Raw genomic sequence first — 14,253 nt, 5'->3', positions numbered from 1 at the left:
TGGTGTTTCGAAGGGCCCTATAGTTAAGCCACGAACAGAGTGCCGGCAACCACTTTTTGTAGGCAGTTTTTAGGCGATAAGAACCGGTCTCAACAAGCCGGCGAAGACGACGCGAACCCGTCTCGTCTCCTGCGACGGATGCACGGTAACGTGGTGGCATGGAAAGTCCCGTCCGATACTTGCCGGCCTCGAAACGATCCCATGACCACGTCTGGGACAGGGTGAGCGGTGACACCCTCACCCTCGAAGGCTTCATGGAAGGCCGCGACTACGGGGAGGTGGTCCGGGACGGTCGGCTGGCAGCGGAGCTTGAGCTGCTCGACGGAACGCCGCGCTACGTCTGCCCCCACTGCGAGGATGCGATGGGGGTTAGGTCCAAGGCGATTCGGGCGCGCACGGAAATCCGGTTCTACTTCGATCACCTCACGGCGCGCTTGCGGGAGACTTGCACGGGTCGCAAAGGCCACTCGCCCGCAGCCATCCTGGCCCGCAAGTTCGGGCTACACAAGGAAGGGTCGCTCCACAAAGCCTTCAAGCAGTGGGTGAGCGACAGCCTGGCTGCCGACGCGTCCTTCTCCAACACCAAGCTGGAGCGGCGGTGGTGGGACGTGGACGGCGCGAAGTGGCGCCAGCCCGACATTCAGACCCAGCGGGACGGTCAGCGGTGGGCCATCGAGATCCAGCTGTCCACCACGTTCGTGCACGTCATCGCCGAACGCATGAAGTTCTACCGCGAGAACACCGGGCACATGCTCTGGCTGTTCAAAGATCTGGACCTGTCGAAGTTCCGGTTGGCCGAAGACGATCTGTTCTTCTCCAACAACCGCAATGCTTTTCGCGTCACCCCGCAAACGGTGGCGAGGTCCCAACGGGAGGGGCGCTTCTACCTGGAGGGCGCCTGGCTTGAACCTCGCCTTACCGATGGGGTCATGGAAGACGTGGAAGTGCGCCGAGAGGTGGCCTTCGACGAGCTGACATTCGACACCTGCAGCCGAGGCGTTCCCAGGGCCTACGCCTTCGACTACGAAACGGAGAAGGCACTTGCCGAGCAAGCCCGTGAGGCTTGGCGGGAGGAGCAGGTGTGGGCCAAGCGACGGGAGGCCTTCGAGACGTTCTATGTGGCCATGCTCCGGGGCGAGATCGAGGACTACAAGGTGCGTGACCGGCGGTGGGACGAACTGCGCCGCTCGTTCGCGCAGGTGGGAATCACCCTGCCTCAATACGCCAAGGGGCAAGGAGAGCTGGACCGGCTGTTGGTGGCCGGCTACTCGGCCAAGCACGGTGAAGGAAAACCCATCGGCATCGGGTTCGAGACCTTGGCCGAACTCGGTCATCACATCCACAAGGTGTGGCCCAAGACGCTCTGGTTCTACCGCTGCATGCTCCGCGCGCACGGCCAGTTGAAGACCGTGTTGGAGCAGGACCGAACCAGAAAACTCCAGGGCAAGATGAAGGACGTGTTGTCCAGCCTGGCCAAGGGCGAGAGCAGCTTTCAGCCCGATCGCACATGGGACGGGTTGTTGATGCGCCTGTTCCCCGAGGTGGCGGACGTATGGCGGGCTGATCCATCGCACGTCGCCAAAGCGGTGTTGCGCCTGCCGGCCTCGCAGGGCGCTAGAAAGCGAGTTGTCGAAGAGAGCGGTGAAGATCGCTTCGCAGAAGCTCAAACTCGCCGTTGAGTAACCGGGCCGTTCGCCGAATGGCCTCCCAGTCGGGGGCCTGCGCAGGGATCGTCCGTGCTTTATCCATGAGCGCGTCAGCGGTGCTTGAAAACACAACGAGGCGCCGACGGAGCCGATCCGGCAACGCGAGGTCCTGGACGAGCAGTGCCCGGGCTTCGGCCGCGTTGAGCTCGACCATGTTCAGATCAACGAGTGTGGCGAGTTCGACCCTGGGGGAGGGTTGCGCCTGATCGGTGGGGGTGGGGCTCAGCAGACGGGAAATCCATTTCCACATCGGGATCATTCCTTGTTGTGACTGCTATTCCTTGGTGAGATGTGACAACTGCTCAATGAGCACGTTGCGCTTTTTCGGTGGCAACTCTGAAAGCTTCTCCAAAACCTCCGCCAACCGGACTTGCTGGGCCTCGTTGTGCTCGCCCAGGGCCAGGATGGCGTTGGCCATGGCCGGAGAACTGGCCAACAGGTAGGCGGGTGGGACGTCCAAGGCCAAGGCCAGCTCGAACAGCGATTCCAGGCTGATCGCCATGCTCTCGCTTTCGTAGCGGCTGATCCGCGCGGACGCGGTGTCCTTGTCCAACCCCATGCGCACCCCGACCTCGCGTTGGCTCAGGCCTCGCAGCTGGCGGGCCTGGCGCAGGCGCGCCGCCACGACAGCCCGAGGGACCGGCGGGGGAGTGCTCACGGGCTGAACGGATGCAATGCAGGCATGCCGACAGGATGACCCAGGCCCTACGCCCCGGGTAGACTCTACGCACCACGTAAGTCCGTGGCAAGGAGCCAACAGGGGGTTCTATGGCAAGCAAAGGGTGGGCCGGCGCGCTGACGCTGGCCTTGGCGTTCCAGGCCCATGCCGGGGACGGGAAGGGGTTGCTGGAGACCATCGGGCGGGCATTGGGCAACACCCCCCGGGTGGCCACTGAAAAGGCACGCAGTCCTTACCAGGAACCCGCCGGAACCTACTGGGATCTGGACCGGGAGACGCTGGAGGGGGCGCAGCACCTCCGGGTGGGTCAGACAGCGACCGGTGGGGCTGGTTCGGACATGTGCGACACGGACCTGCTCGCGATGGCGCACTCCAACTACCGCCAGGACCCCAAGCGTCGCCAGTGGTGCCTCTACCAGTGGTGGGTGGCCGACACGAAGATCAACGGCCCCAATGGGATCGAGAAGACGCAGACGGACGCCATCGAACGCCGCTATGGGCGGGCATTCGATGCACGGCTGGAGAAGTTCAAGGCCACGCGCCGGTTCGCCGTGCGCCCTCAGTTCGTGTCGCTGGGGGGCATCGAATACAACGCTGCCCGAGGTGTCATGGAGGTCTACGTCCCCATGCCGCAGATCTCCGCCTCCGGGCTGTCGGTGACGGGCAAAGGTTTCGTGCCTTGGCATCGGGTCACCCCCACGGGTGTCTCCAGTCCACGCCATGCCGGGCGTTACGAGCTGCTCATCCGCATGGACGCTGCCGAGGCGGCCAACCTCGCTCGGCAAGGCCGCGACGCCCGCGATGACCTGGTGGTGTTTACCGTCAACCGCGTGTGGGTCGAGGACGCGGTGCCGAAGATGGACGTGACCGTCGAGCGGGTGCGCGTCGGTTACCGCAACGAAACGATCGAAGTGGATCTCACCAAGAAGCAGGGAGCAGGCGCATGAAGAACGCAGCAATCGCACTGGCAGTTTTGACGCTCACGCTGGCAGCGTGCGGGAGCAAGGCGGACGTGCCCACGGCAGAGCAGGTGGCCAAGGCTTACGAAACGCACCTGAATGCGAATCTGGTTGCCCAGCTGGGGCAGCGGATGGAAGTCAGAGGCTGGGACGACCTGAAGGTGGATTGCACGTCCAGTGGTCCCGAACGGGTCACCTGCGTGACCGGTGGCACGCTGGACCTGGTGGGGTTCCACGGCGGCGTTCAGTTGAAGCCCGAGCCGGTTCCCGTGCCGGTTGAGTTCGACCTCACCTTCGCCAAGCAGAACAACGACTGGGTGCCGATCAGCGCGCAGAAGAAGAACTGACCTTGCCAGTTCGCCAGGACGCGGTATGAGTAGGGGAAGCAATCCATCACGGAGGTCCACATGAACATGAAATCGACGTCGCAGCACATGAACTGGGGCGCCTTGCTGCCCGCCTACGTCATCCTGGGCGGTGCCGCCCTGCTGGCCTTGGGCGGGGCGCAGGAGATCAGCCAGAACAATGGGCACCCCTTCGGCGTGGCCCTTGCGCTGTTCGCGAGCGCCGCCCTGTTTGGCGTGCTGGCCGTGCTGACCTGGATGAACTGGCGTGCCGCGCGCTTCCGCGCCTCACGCTGGGGCTTGTATGACCAGACTGGCCAGAAAGGCGGCTTTCTCAAGGGCTTCCTGTTCGGGCTGCTGGGTGTCTTCGTGGTCCACGTGGTGTTGTTCTTCGCGGCGTTCACGCCTGCAGCACCAGAAGCGGTGAAGGCCATCGCGTCCATCGCGCTGCTTCCGTATGCGGTCCTCTACACCGTGGTGCCCATCGTGACCGGCTACCTGACGCGCTTCGTGCGGGCCACGCGCATCTGAGAGAAGAAGGGCCAGTGAGAAAGTTGAAGCCCCCGAAAGGGGGCTTTTTTGTGCCCAGCGAAAAGCATCTGAAAAGCACCACCTGCGGTGGAAGGCTCAACGCCTTCGGCGCGGGTTCGATGTTAGGAATATTTGCTTCCCAAGGCCGCAGATTTGCACTTTAGTCGAAAAAAGATCCATGGATCGCATGGACAATATCGGGTGGCGATCTACCTTGAAATCGTAGGAGGCAATCACGCCTTCCCAAGCCAAGGAGAACCCACATGAACGTCCAAATCGCCCAATCGATGAACAACGCCGCCGATGACCAGGAGCGCTACGCCATCCTGGCCGGCTTCGCCCGCGGCAACGACGAGTTGCGCGCCAAGGGTGCTGCAGAAGAACTGGTGGACGCGCTCTACTACGCGGGCGCCGCCTTCAACCGCTGGAAGGCTATCGCCACGGTCCGCGAAGCCGCGGCGGCTTGAATCATGAGACGCTCAGCGAATGCTCCAATCCCTGTTGGAGAGAAAATCCCTCCGAGAAAGATTGTTGTTGACGGTCATCGTGAGGGTGGATGGAAACCAGGAGTCATTCTGGTTGTGGATGATGATCGGTGCAACCCGCATTTCGTGATGTTCTCAGGATCAGGTGCAAACGAGCGTGCGGAAAGCTTTGCCGCCGAGCGCAATCGGGCACTAGGCCTGGAGGATTACTGATGCTGTCCCTGCGCAACCCCCGCCTGGACAACCCCATGGGGCGCCTGCCTACGTCCTTCATCAACGCCCACGATGCCGACGAGATCCGGCGGTTGGCCGAGCGTCACGATATCCCGTTCAACGAGGCCGTGCGGCAAATGCTGGCGCTCTACTTTCGCCAGCCGTTCCCCTTGTCCAACAAGCGGATGGGTGGCGACAAGACAGACCGGCTGCCCGAGATGGTGGCCCCGCGCCACATTGTCGAAGGCATTGCTGTTCTGGCGTCTTCGTTGGGCCACACTCGCGGCGAAGTGTTGCGTCAGATCATACGGGGCACGCTGAGGAAACGCCGTGGCCGTGATTGATCGCACGGCGGCGCCGCCCGGCAGCCCCAGCGCGGAACTGATTCACGCGTGTATCGAGGGCAACCTGGTGGGGGTGCTTGAGGCGCTACGACAGGGGGCCAATCCCAATGCGTGGCGGGAGAACGAAGGTCCGGCTATCCACTCGGCGCTGGCCTGGCCACGCATCGTTGAAGCCCTGATCGAAGCGGGGGCGGAGCCGCACGCCCGCAACTTCTGGAGTGAACGGCCGCTGGAAAAGCTCGCAGCGGACTACCAGTCCAGCGAGCATCCGGTGGAGCGGGGGCGCATGGAACAGACGGCGCGGCTGCTGATGAGGCTGGGCGGCAACGCTTACCGCGCCAGCCCGTTCTGGCGGACAGGAACCCTGCGCGATGCGATGCCCCACATGGTGGCGAAAGTGGAAGCCGAATTGCGACAGGAGCTGCTGCAGGAAAAGCTCGTGGCCGTGGCCGACACGCCGACGGTAAGCCGGCTGCGTCTTTAAGCAAGAGCAACTGCACAACGCCGTCACCGGCCGCTGTGCGACCGGCGAACTGAAAAGCACTCGATGGAAGAAAGGCAGCAACGCCTTCGGCGCATATTCGATGTTAGGAATATTTGCGTAAAATTACGCAGTTTTTGATTTTAGTCTTGAAAAGATCCATTGCAGCCATGGACATTTACATGTGGCGATCTACCTTGAAGTTGTGGAAGGCAATCTGCCAACCAAACTCAATAGAGGAAGATCATCATGACCATCAAGACCAACACGCCAGCCAAAGCCATTCGTGCTGCTGCTCTTAAAGTTGCCCAGGACAGTGGCTCCGTCGAAGTCGCGGCAGGCGTCTATTTGAACTCGCAGGAAAGCCTCGTGGCGGACCAAGCCGACTGGGGCGACGAAGATGGCGCTAAGAAAGTCGACTTCATGAAAGCCCCGTTCTGGATCACCACCGACGATGGCCAGGTTCAACCTGTCTATGGCGTGGACGATGAGGATCTGATCGACATTCTCGCCAACGCCTAATCCACTCACCTCTACCTGGACCGACAGCCATGACCATTTCGACCTTCATCCCCTTGGTCCTCACCATGCTGCCCTTGAGCGTTTGGCTCGGGGCTCGCATCTCGGACGCCATCGAAAACGCCGCCTGGGCGTTCTGAGGCCGCCATGGCAGCACGGCACTACTACTACGCTTACGAGCGCACAGACGGCGACGTGTGTTACCTACCGAAGCTTCTGCACGAAGGCATTCAGCGCTACCCCCACACCATTGGCCATTACCACTTAAGGCAATGGCTGGGCGTGAGCAAGCTCCTGACGCCCGAGCAATACAAGGCCATGGGGTGGATGGGCGCGCGTCGATTGCTTGCACGTCAGGCGGCAGTGGTGCGACCAACGAACACTTGAACTTGTAGCTGCCAAGAGCCATCACATCAATAGATAGATTGGATGAGCAAGAGCAGGACGTTTGAGAAATTGCGGCCAAGTAGCAGGCAGCTCATAATCTGGTTTTCAACAGGGGTCCCACCATGAACCCAGCATTCTTTCCTTACAACGACGAAGGATTCTCATCGTTCCAAGCTTGGTGTGCAGAGGCTATGGACTCACTTTCTGCGATGCGTCACGAATTGGAGCGCCGTCACCAACTGGCAGGCAGATCGCTCGAAGATGTTCTTTTGGAGCACACTCCCGAAGGTTGTATCGAAGCAGTGGAATGCTTCGCAGAGGATATGAAGTGCGTAGAAAGTGATCCATCTCCTTCGGCCTTCTACCGGTTTCAGGTTTACAGCCGCGCGCGATTGCTGATGCAGGCTCAGATCTACCAGCTCGAATTGGATCGCACCGAAAGCTAGGGCAAGAGTCCTGCCCATTGAATGACGTCAAGGTCGTCTCACCGACTGACACAAGCGCGAGGCAAAATGTGGGCATGAATCAGTCTGACTCCCACGAACCCGACGACGTTTTCCTCCACGCTCCTGCTTACGGCCTCCTGCTCGGGCAGACCACCTGCCACTTCTGCCACGCCCTGACGCCCACGGCGGCGGTGTGGGTTCCCTCGTTCGAGGAGCGCGACGAAGAAGGCGTGGTGGACCAGGGGGAGGGCGCCTTGCTGCGCTACATCGAGCACCTCGACGAGAGCGCCACCGCTTTCGTAACAGGCCACGCTCCCTGGCTTCGCTACGCTCCCACGCGCACATCCGGCCAGATCTACCTAGCCCACCACTGCACCACCTGCGGGGCCCTCCAGGGCGACCACTTCGTCTTTTCCCCAGATGGCCCGTATTGGCCCGAGGGCGACGTCCAACTGGCCTCCCTTCGGTTCATCCGCGGCCTGGGCCAGCTCACCGCGCAGGCCTCCGCTGGGCAAAGCGCCTGGATGGACCGGGTGCCTTTGATCTGCACCCAGGTCTGACGTTTTTCGCATTCCAACCGCGTATCGGTGTGCCGTTCGGCACGCCATTGGGGCCCTTTGCGCTTCGCGCGGCCCCATCGCCCGGCTTCTCCGGTCAAGGGCCATTCCAGGGCCCGTGTCCTCGCTTCGCTGCGGGCCGCGCCAGCCCTTCCATTTCCTCCCTTGACCGCGCCGAGCGGTGGGGCGGTGGGTTTCCCATTCCAGGACATCCCGACCGGATGCCCTGGGCGGGCCATCACTCAACAAGCGAGGAGACAACATGTTCGAGCCTTCCGATCTCATCCATTCCTACACCCGAGCTCAGGCAATTGAGGACGGCGTCCTGGTGGACGTGTCCGACGTGGCGAAGGAAGCAGGCTTCAAGCTGCCCGTGGCCATCACCCACGCCGCGTGGGCACGCTACGTGGAAGTGCCCGCGGGGCTGGAGATGCGTGGGCAGTCCGTGGAAGGCCGGCTCTGGGACGTGCTCTTCATGCTCCACGTGGCGATCCAGCGCGAGAGCGGCAACACGACCGAGATCCACTACCAACTCTTGGTGGCCATGCCCGATGTGGGCGACTGGCAGCCCAACGAAGCAATTCCGGATGAACGCTCGGGACTGACCCGGTCGACGCACCGGCTGGTCACCCTGAAAGCCTTGTGCGGGCCGGGGGACAACCTGGAACCCGTGGTCACCATCATGCTGCCCAGCGAGGATTGACGAGTGGGGCCGGGAAACCGGCCCTCTTCGTTTTCCCGCCCTGGTCCTGCGGCTAACATGGTGGGACGACAAGGGAGGGGTTAGGGGATGGAGAAGTTCGATTGGTCGAAGGCGGAGTTCGCACGCACGCCTTGGCGTAGTCAGGTCATCCCGGATGCACTACCCATCCTCATCCGGTGGGCCCAGGAGGGTGAGGCCCATTCCTACAGCGATCTGGCGCAAGAACTCCATGACAACTTTGGGCATGCGATCAAACCCCGCAAGGACCTCTACGGCACCGTGGCCGGTGGCGTGGCCCAGGCCCTGCAGTGGCTCAGCGAGCAATGGAAGGAACCCATTCCGCCTCTCCATGTGATTGTGATTAACAAGATCACAGGACACCCTGGAGAGGGCGCGATCAAGATTTCCCCAGCTTACTTTGCCGGCAAGAAGTTGGACACAAAAGAGGAGCGCCGCGCGCACCTGCGAGAGGCGATGGAAGACGTCTTCACCTACCCGGACTGGGACCGGGTCGCTCGCGCCCTGGGTGCCACGATGCTGACCCCAGCAACGGGAGCGGTGGAGGAAGTGGCGGCTGACGCGCCCATTCCCCTTCCGAAAGTCCAGGAAGGCGGGAAGCCGGAGAGCGACGAGCACAAAGCCTTGAAGGCGTGGGTGGCCAGCCACCCCGAGGAATACGTGGACTACGGGAGTTTCCCCGCGGGCACCAACGAAAAGTTGCTGAGCTCCGGTGATCGACTGGACGCACACTTCGACAACGGCAGGCAGCGGTTGGCAGTAGAAGTGAAAACGAGCCAGTGCAGCGAGGACGAGCTGCAGCGGGGTGTCTACCAGGCGGTGAAGTATCGTGCGATCGTCCGAGCGGAGCAGAAAGCCATGCGCTACGTGCCCAACGGAGAAGCCGTCCTGGTCTGCACGCGGGCACCGAACGCGGAAACCCGAGCCCTCATCAAGCGACTGCAGGTGAGGTTTCAGCAGGTTCCGTTGGAGGCAGAGCAGAAGTGACCAAGGGCGAACTGGATCAGCGAGTCCGGCAGATTGACGGATTCATTCGCGTGTTGACCCAAGAGTGCCACATCTTGGACGAGCGCCGGCACATTCTGGCGCCGCTCATTCAAGACGAGGACGTCAAAGCAGGGCTCAAGGCCAAGCTGGATAAGACGGTGGGAGCCGGTGCGTGGGGCCACTTGGTGCCGCTCCTGGCGCAGGATCTCGTGCGTGACCAGTCGCGGCTGTTTCTGGACCAGGACAAGAGGTCGGGAAGCCTGATCAATCTCTGGCGCAAGCTCAACGTTGATCCAGCCATCGTGAGTCACTACCGGCGCAGCTATGGCCGCATGTTTGACAAGCTCCACGTGGGAAGCATTTCGAATATTCCAGCTGAAATGTCTGCTGCCTTTATGAGGAAGTTCAAGCAACAAGACAGGAAGAAGAACTACGCGTTCTTCGACAAGAGCTGGAAGAAGTTGAGCGCTGATATGGCGGCTCTAGCAACGAACCCTGTAGCGCTCAAGATCGGCACGTATCGGGACAAGTATCTTGCCCACCTGGAGATGCGCAAGATCGACGAAGAGCCCGGTGCATTCGATGTGAAATCCTTGGGACTGACCTACAACGATGTGCTCTCCTTCGGCGACCAATGCCAGGTCATTGTGTCGGAGTTGGGATTGTTGTTGACACACACCTACTGGGATCCCAAGCAATTCGCCTCCACCCATTCAGAGCAGGGTGTGGCGATGTGGCGCGCATTGGCGGGCGTGGCAAAACGGAAGCCCACGGCCGAGTGACCGGTCATGGGTTCACTTCCATGCAGGTGAAAACCTGGTAGTCGCAATCCGGCCACGGCGCGTCCCACCGCTCGGCGTAACCGCTGGCGTAGGTGACCCCGTCATGGGCCGCGTCGCACACCTGGCCACCGCAACCGTAGCCGTTGCCATCGCCTTGGGAGCTGACGCAGATGGTGCCCCCGCTGCCACCGCCTTGGGCGCCGCATCCGCCGATGCTCTCACCGGTGAGCACCCACTCCCAACGCGACGAGCAGCTGGCCCGGTAGCCGAAGTTGTTCTCCATGCCACCGCCCCAGTTCGTGTATTCGCTGAGCGCGTAATAGGCACCGGCGTTCAAGGGCTGGCTCGGAATGGAGTCCTTGCAGGCATTGAACGCGCTCTGGTCGGTGATGCCGCTGCGACCGCCCCAGGAAGCATCGCATCCACCACCCAGGCCATCGTTGTAGGACACCGTCTCGCCATCCAGGTTGCCGAAATTCGGCGCCAAGGAGTAGACGTCGAGCTCCCACGAACAGCTGGGGCCCGTGATCGGTGTGCAGGTGTCGCTGACGGTCGCCCAAGGCGTGGTGGCTGCCCACGCCGACCACCCAGACCAGCCGTTCCAGGCGAAAGGCCCCGTGGGAGCGGGGCAATACGCCGATCGCGCGCGGGTGCGCTGCTCTTGGCGGCTTTGCACGATCTCGCCCACCTGGCCCGCGGGGCACGCGGCTGTCTGAGAGGCGCTGCGGGTTTCGGTGTCGGTCTGCGTGCTGGGGGTGGGCAACACGCACGCGGGCGCGCAGGTGTTGCTTGTCAGTGTCCACGCGCCCCAGCTTCCCGACCCTGAGCACACAAACGAGCGCTGCTCCTGGATCGCGCCGAGTTGGCCAGTGGGACAGGCCAAGGTGCGGCTTTCAGGAGCAGGGCAGGGCGTGCAGGTGTTGCTGGTGTCCGTCCATGGTCCTGCCGTCGTCGCTCCAGCCCACGCTTCGTAAACCGAGGGGTCGGGCCCGCAGTGATGGCGCCGCGATTGAAATGCCTGTCCCACCGATCCAGCAGGGCAGTTCACCGTTCGGTTCTCCGAACTCTCCACGCACGCTGCCACGGTGGTGGGCGGAGGGAGTGGAGGTGTCGCCGGAGGCGCGGGCGGCGTGACTGGAACGACGGGAGTGGCCGTCGGCGGCGCGACCGGTGCCGGCGTTGGAGGTGAGAGGGAAGGAGCTGGATTTATGGGGCCCACGGGAGCGGCGGGACCCACTGGCCCAGCTGGACCCACGGGACCGCCCAGGGGAGGAGAGCCGGGAGGGGTGGTTGAAGTCGGGGTGGGGGGAAGCTGCAGCGGTGAGGCCGCCACTGCCGCTCCCGCCACCAGCCCGGTGTGGTAGACGAACGCAATGCGCCCATCGCCGCCCGCGCAGGCATCCGTCAAAGCTTGAAGATCCAGGCGCCCCCCGTGGTTGCGGATCACCGACACGTCGGAAACCTGGATGTCCCACGGATCGCGCGCGTTGACGGCCACGAAGTCAGCGCACGAGCGCGCGGGCACCTGGTGGTGGACGATGGAGAACCCATCCCCGAAGCGCGTCACGGTGTAAGGCTCGACGGTTACTGCACCGCCCCAGGCGTTGGTCAGCAAGCCTTCCCCTCGGGTCAACCGGTTGGGGGCGAGGCCATCGCGCACGATCGCGTTGGCGCTGACGCCCGCGAAGGTGCCCAGCAATCCGAAGGAGCTCTCCACCCGTGTGGACAGCTCGCGCAGGTTATCGGTCTCGTCCGAGACCTTCGACTTAGCAGACACGTGCGAATAACTCGCGAAAGCGACGACGGAGAGCACGGTCAGCCCGGCCAGGGTGAGAAGCGTTTCCACCATGCCGAAGCCCAGCGCAGAGCGAACCCCGCTGGAAAGGCGAGAGGGGGAGGGAAGTTTGCGCAGAGAGGAACGTGTCTTCATGCATTTCAGCATGCGATGCACTGGTGGTTTGGCAAGCCCCTGTTTTTAGTCAGACTTTCTGCGATTTACCCCCTTGACTCGACCTGTCGGTGTGGTTGCATGGGGTTAAGCCGATTAAACGAGTGGGACGACCTACTCATAAACGGTCAAACCTAAACCGACAGGAATCACCCCATGCACCAAATCTTGCTGACCGTGCTCCAACCCCGCTCGGGCTTGTTCATGAACGCCGCCAACGAGCCTTGCCGAGGCTTCGTTGAAGCCGCCCACATCCCCAACTCGAAGCGACATCGGCTGGTTCGTCTGGCGAAAGAGAAAGCCCACTTCGAGCAGAAGAGCCGAAAAGAGTCGAAGTGGAAATGAGCGCCCTCAACCCGAAAGAGCGCTTCGCCCGTGAGCTCCACGCCGCGGTCCAAGCCAACAACCTGTTTCTGCTGCGCCACCTGGTGCGCCGCATCCATCAGGCCCGCATCGACGCCTGGACATCCGGGGACGACAACGCCATCTTCCCGTCCCTTGATGCCCCGGTGAGCCCGCAGGGCATCACCGCTTTCCACTTGGCCTGCATGGGGTGGAAGGCGTATCGGGACAGTCCGCACCTGGCCTATGGGTTCGACCAGATGGCCCTCATCCTGGTCGCCGCGGGCGCGGACCCCTTCGCCGAATACTGGATCGGCAAACAGCGCCGAACGATCTTCGAGGAACTGGAAGGCGATGTTCCACCCGCGTTGAAGGACTGGATGGCTAAGCAGCCCTTTGATCTCCACGTGTCACCGTCCGAAGCCATGATCACCCAGCGGACGCTTCCCCCCATCAAGTGTGGGGTGAGGTCACCCCAGCAGTGCGCCATGTTCAAGGAAAAGAGTCCGGCGCCTTAACGGCTAAAAGATTTGCAAAAACATGCACTTGCGTTGCGATTGACTCTCTGTAGAGTCGGTTGGGCTACCCCTACCTACTCATATAGACGGAGTTTCCCATGCGCTTGTGCTGCTTCTCCCTGAAGGGCGGTGTCGGCCGCACCACGTTGGCCCTCAACCTGGCCGGGTGCTACGCCCGCGACCCCAGGATGCGTGTGCTGGTGAACGATAGGGACCCCCAGGGTGGTGCCAGCGCCTTTGCGGCCCTGTCGGATGAAACCCCGTTCTCGGTGGGCCGCTCGCGCTCACCGGGGTTCCAGATTGAGATCACCGACACTCCGCCCAGGCTCCCGGACAATGAAGTGATTCCCGAGGCTGACCTCTACCTCGTCCCCACGCTGCTGGACGACGCTAGCTTTGTGATCTTTCTCCGAACCGTCGAGGTGCTGGAGAGCAAGGGGAAGCCATACCTGCCCATCGCCAATCAAACACGAAGGATGCTGATTACCTCCCAGCGCGTGAACCTGGCGCATCCCAAAATGGGGGGAGCCGTCATCGTTCGAGATCGGGCGGCGTTGAAGAGCTACTACGGCGTGGGCCGGACAGTGTTTTCAATGCAGGGTAAGTGGGTGCCGGAAGCCCAACAGGACATATTCAACCTGGCCGTCCGGGTGCGTAACGCGCTCAAGCGTGACGGCAAGGGGAGGGCTGCGGCATGATGGACCTTCCACTGGTTTCCCTCCCTGACCTACCCATGGCCACTCGCAAAGCTCCCGCCAAGAAAGCGGCGACGAAAAAGGCTTCCAAGCGCTCACTGGACGACGTCAAGAACGTCACCCACACGAAGCCGTCGCGCCAGAGCACGAAGCCCGAGCCGTCGATCGGGCGCATTCCCGAGCACATCCTGCTGGGGCCGGGCGACTACCCGGAGCGGAAGTCCTACTTCGACTACGACGACAGCCAGCGGGCTGGCACCGTGGGAGGCAAGCGCGTCCACATGGTCATGCCGCGGTCGGTCACCCTCCACGACTACCGTCGGCGGGAGGATGGCCTGCGCCACCACCGCGCGATGGTGACCATCCCCCCGAAGCTTCGAGAGAACATCGCCAAACTCTTCGGTTACGAGGACTCCGAAGACGCCGGCCGGGAAGTAGCCCTGACCACGGCCATGGTGGCGCTGGCGGACTACGCCGCAGCGACGCTCATCAAGGAGAAGACCCTGTTGGTCGTGAGCTCGCCGGCGGACGCGCACGCCGAGGACCGGAAAGCCGCCAGGGTGGCCGTGAGGAATCGGGGCAAGGCCAGGAACGGGAAGATCTACTGAC

The 14,253-nt window shown here is 62.5% G+C and carries 20 protein-coding genes; 18 read left to right on the top strand and 2 right to left on the bottom strand.

The window, feature by feature from the left end; translation table 11 throughout:
- Positions 1-221 precede the first annotated feature (221 nt).
- Positions 222-1,679, top strand: coding sequence for a DUF6035 family protein (locus tag FHW78_RS15780; protein WP_183642735.1), 1,458 nt, complete (start codon positions 222-224; stop codon positions 1,677-1,679).
- Positions 1,680-1,980: 301 nt separating this feature from the next.
- Here the strand turns inward: FHW78_RS15780 and FHW78_RS15775 are convergent, their stop codons facing one another.
- Entirely contained in the window at positions 1,981-2,331 is a 351-nt protein-coding gene (locus FHW78_RS15775; protein WP_080354571.1) for a helix-turn-helix transcriptional regulator, read from the bottom strand.
- Positions 2,332-2,474: 143 nt separating this feature from the next.
- Between FHW78_RS15775 and FHW78_RS15770 the strand changes: the two genes are divergently transcribed.
- From FHW78_RS15770 to FHW78_RS15710, 13 genes are all read left to right on the top strand, one after another.
- Positions 2,475-3,332 (top strand): hypothetical protein, encoded by an 858-nt coding sequence (locus tag FHW78_RS15770; RefSeq protein WP_183642732.1) that lies wholly within the window; start codon positions 2,475-2,477, stop codon positions 3,330-3,332.
- A complete protein-coding gene (locus tag FHW78_RS15765; protein ID WP_183642729.1) occupies positions 3,329-3,691 on the top strand; it encodes a hypothetical protein in 363 nt (120 codons plus the stop codon). Before FHW78_RS15770 ends, FHW78_RS15765 begins: the two co-directional genes overlap by 4 nt.
- 60 nt (positions 3,692-3,751) lie before the next feature.
- Entirely contained in the window at positions 3,752-4,219 is a 468-nt protein-coding gene (locus FHW78_RS15760; RefSeq protein WP_183642726.1) for an ABC transporter permease, read from the top strand.
- A gap of 263 nt (positions 4,220-4,482) precedes the next feature.
- Positions 4,483-4,686 carry a hypothetical protein gene (locus FHW78_RS15755; RefSeq protein ID WP_183642723.1) on the top strand — a complete coding sequence of 68 codons (204 nt, stop codon included), beginning with the start codon at positions 4,483-4,485 and terminating at the stop codon, positions 4,684-4,686.
- Between the two features lie 230 nt (positions 4,687-4,916).
- On the top strand, positions 4,917-5,261 hold the full coding sequence (locus FHW78_RS15750; protein WP_183642720.1) for a hypothetical protein: 345 nt from the start codon (positions 4,917-4,919) through the stop codon (positions 5,259-5,261).
- Positions 5,248-5,745, top strand: coding sequence for a hypothetical protein (locus tag FHW78_RS15745; protein WP_183642716.1), 498 nt, complete (start codon positions 5,248-5,250; stop codon positions 5,743-5,745). Before FHW78_RS15750 ends, FHW78_RS15745 begins: the two co-directional genes overlap by 14 nt.
- Positions 5,746-5,991: 246 nt before the next feature.
- Positions 5,992-6,264, top strand: a complete 273-nt coding sequence (locus FHW78_RS15740) for a hypothetical protein (RefSeq protein WP_183642713.1) — start codon at positions 5,992-5,994, stop codon at positions 6,262-6,264.
- A gap of 144 nt (positions 6,265-6,408) precedes the next feature.
- A complete protein-coding gene (locus tag FHW78_RS15735; RefSeq protein ID WP_183642710.1) occupies positions 6,409-6,648 on the top strand; it encodes a hypothetical protein in 240 nt (79 codons plus the stop codon).
- Between the two features lie 122 nt (positions 6,649-6,770).
- A complete protein-coding gene (locus FHW78_RS15730; protein WP_183642707.1) occupies positions 6,771-7,094 on the top strand; it encodes a hypothetical protein in 324 nt (107 codons plus the stop codon).
- Positions 7,095-7,168: 74 nt separating this feature from the next.
- Positions 7,169-7,654, top strand: a complete 486-nt coding sequence (locus FHW78_RS15725) for a hypothetical protein (RefSeq protein WP_183642704.1) — start codon at positions 7,169-7,171, stop codon at positions 7,652-7,654.
- Positions 7,655-7,913: 259 nt separating this feature from the next.
- Complete coding sequence (locus tag FHW78_RS15720; RefSeq protein WP_183642701.1) at positions 7,914-8,354, top strand: DUF6573 family protein; 441 nt, start codon at positions 7,914-7,916, stop codon at positions 8,352-8,354.
- A gap of 87 nt (positions 8,355-8,441) precedes the next feature.
- Positions 8,442-9,359, top strand: a complete 918-nt coding sequence (locus FHW78_RS15715) for a hypothetical protein (protein WP_183642698.1) — start codon at positions 8,442-8,444, stop codon at positions 9,357-9,359.
- Complete coding sequence (locus FHW78_RS15710; protein ID WP_183642695.1) at positions 9,356-10,141, top strand: hypothetical protein; 786 nt, start codon at positions 9,356-9,358, stop codon at positions 10,139-10,141. Before FHW78_RS15715 ends, FHW78_RS15710 begins: the two co-directional genes overlap by 4 nt.
- A gap of 4 nt (positions 10,142-10,145) precedes the next feature.
- On the opposite strand, the gene FHW78_RS20110 is transcribed toward FHW78_RS15710, so the two are convergent.
- Positions 10,146-12,071, bottom strand: a complete 1,926-nt coding sequence (locus FHW78_RS20110; RefSeq protein WP_183642692.1) for a type 4 pilus major pilin — start codon at positions 12,069-12,071, stop codon at positions 10,146-10,148.
- A gap of 174 nt (positions 12,072-12,245) precedes the next feature.
- Between FHW78_RS20110 and FHW78_RS15700 the strand changes: the two genes are divergently transcribed.
- From FHW78_RS15700 to FHW78_RS15685, 4 genes are all read left to right on the top strand, one after another.
- A complete protein-coding gene (locus FHW78_RS15700; protein ID WP_183642689.1) occupies positions 12,246-12,434 on the top strand; it encodes a hypothetical protein in 189 nt (62 codons plus the stop codon).
- The gene (locus tag FHW78_RS15695) at positions 12,431-12,949 is read left to right on the top strand and encodes a hypothetical protein (RefSeq protein WP_183642686.1); all 519 of its coding nucleotides are present in this window, start codon (positions 12,431-12,433) and stop codon (positions 12,947-12,949) included. The genes FHW78_RS15700 and FHW78_RS15695 overlap by 4 nt, the downstream gene beginning before the upstream one ends.
- Before the next feature lie 98 nt (positions 12,950-13,047).
- Positions 13,048-13,647 (top strand): ParA family protein, encoded by a 600-nt coding sequence (locus tag FHW78_RS15690; RefSeq protein ID WP_183642683.1) that lies wholly within the window; start codon positions 13,048-13,050, stop codon positions 13,645-13,647.
- A gap of 35 nt (positions 13,648-13,682) precedes the next feature.
- Positions 13,683-14,252 (top strand): hypothetical protein, encoded by a 570-nt coding sequence (locus FHW78_RS15685; RefSeq protein WP_255443323.1) that lies wholly within the window; start codon positions 13,683-13,685, stop codon positions 14,250-14,252.
- Position 14,253 lies beyond the last annotated feature (1 nt).

This window comes from Pseudoxanthomonas sp. OG2, from assembly GCF_014192765.1.
GTDB classification, from domain to species: domain Bacteria; phylum Pseudomonadota; class Gammaproteobacteria; order Xanthomonadales; family Xanthomonadaceae; genus Pseudoxanthomonas_A; species Pseudoxanthomonas_A beigongshangi.
This window is presented reverse-complemented; position numbering and strand designations above follow the sequence as displayed.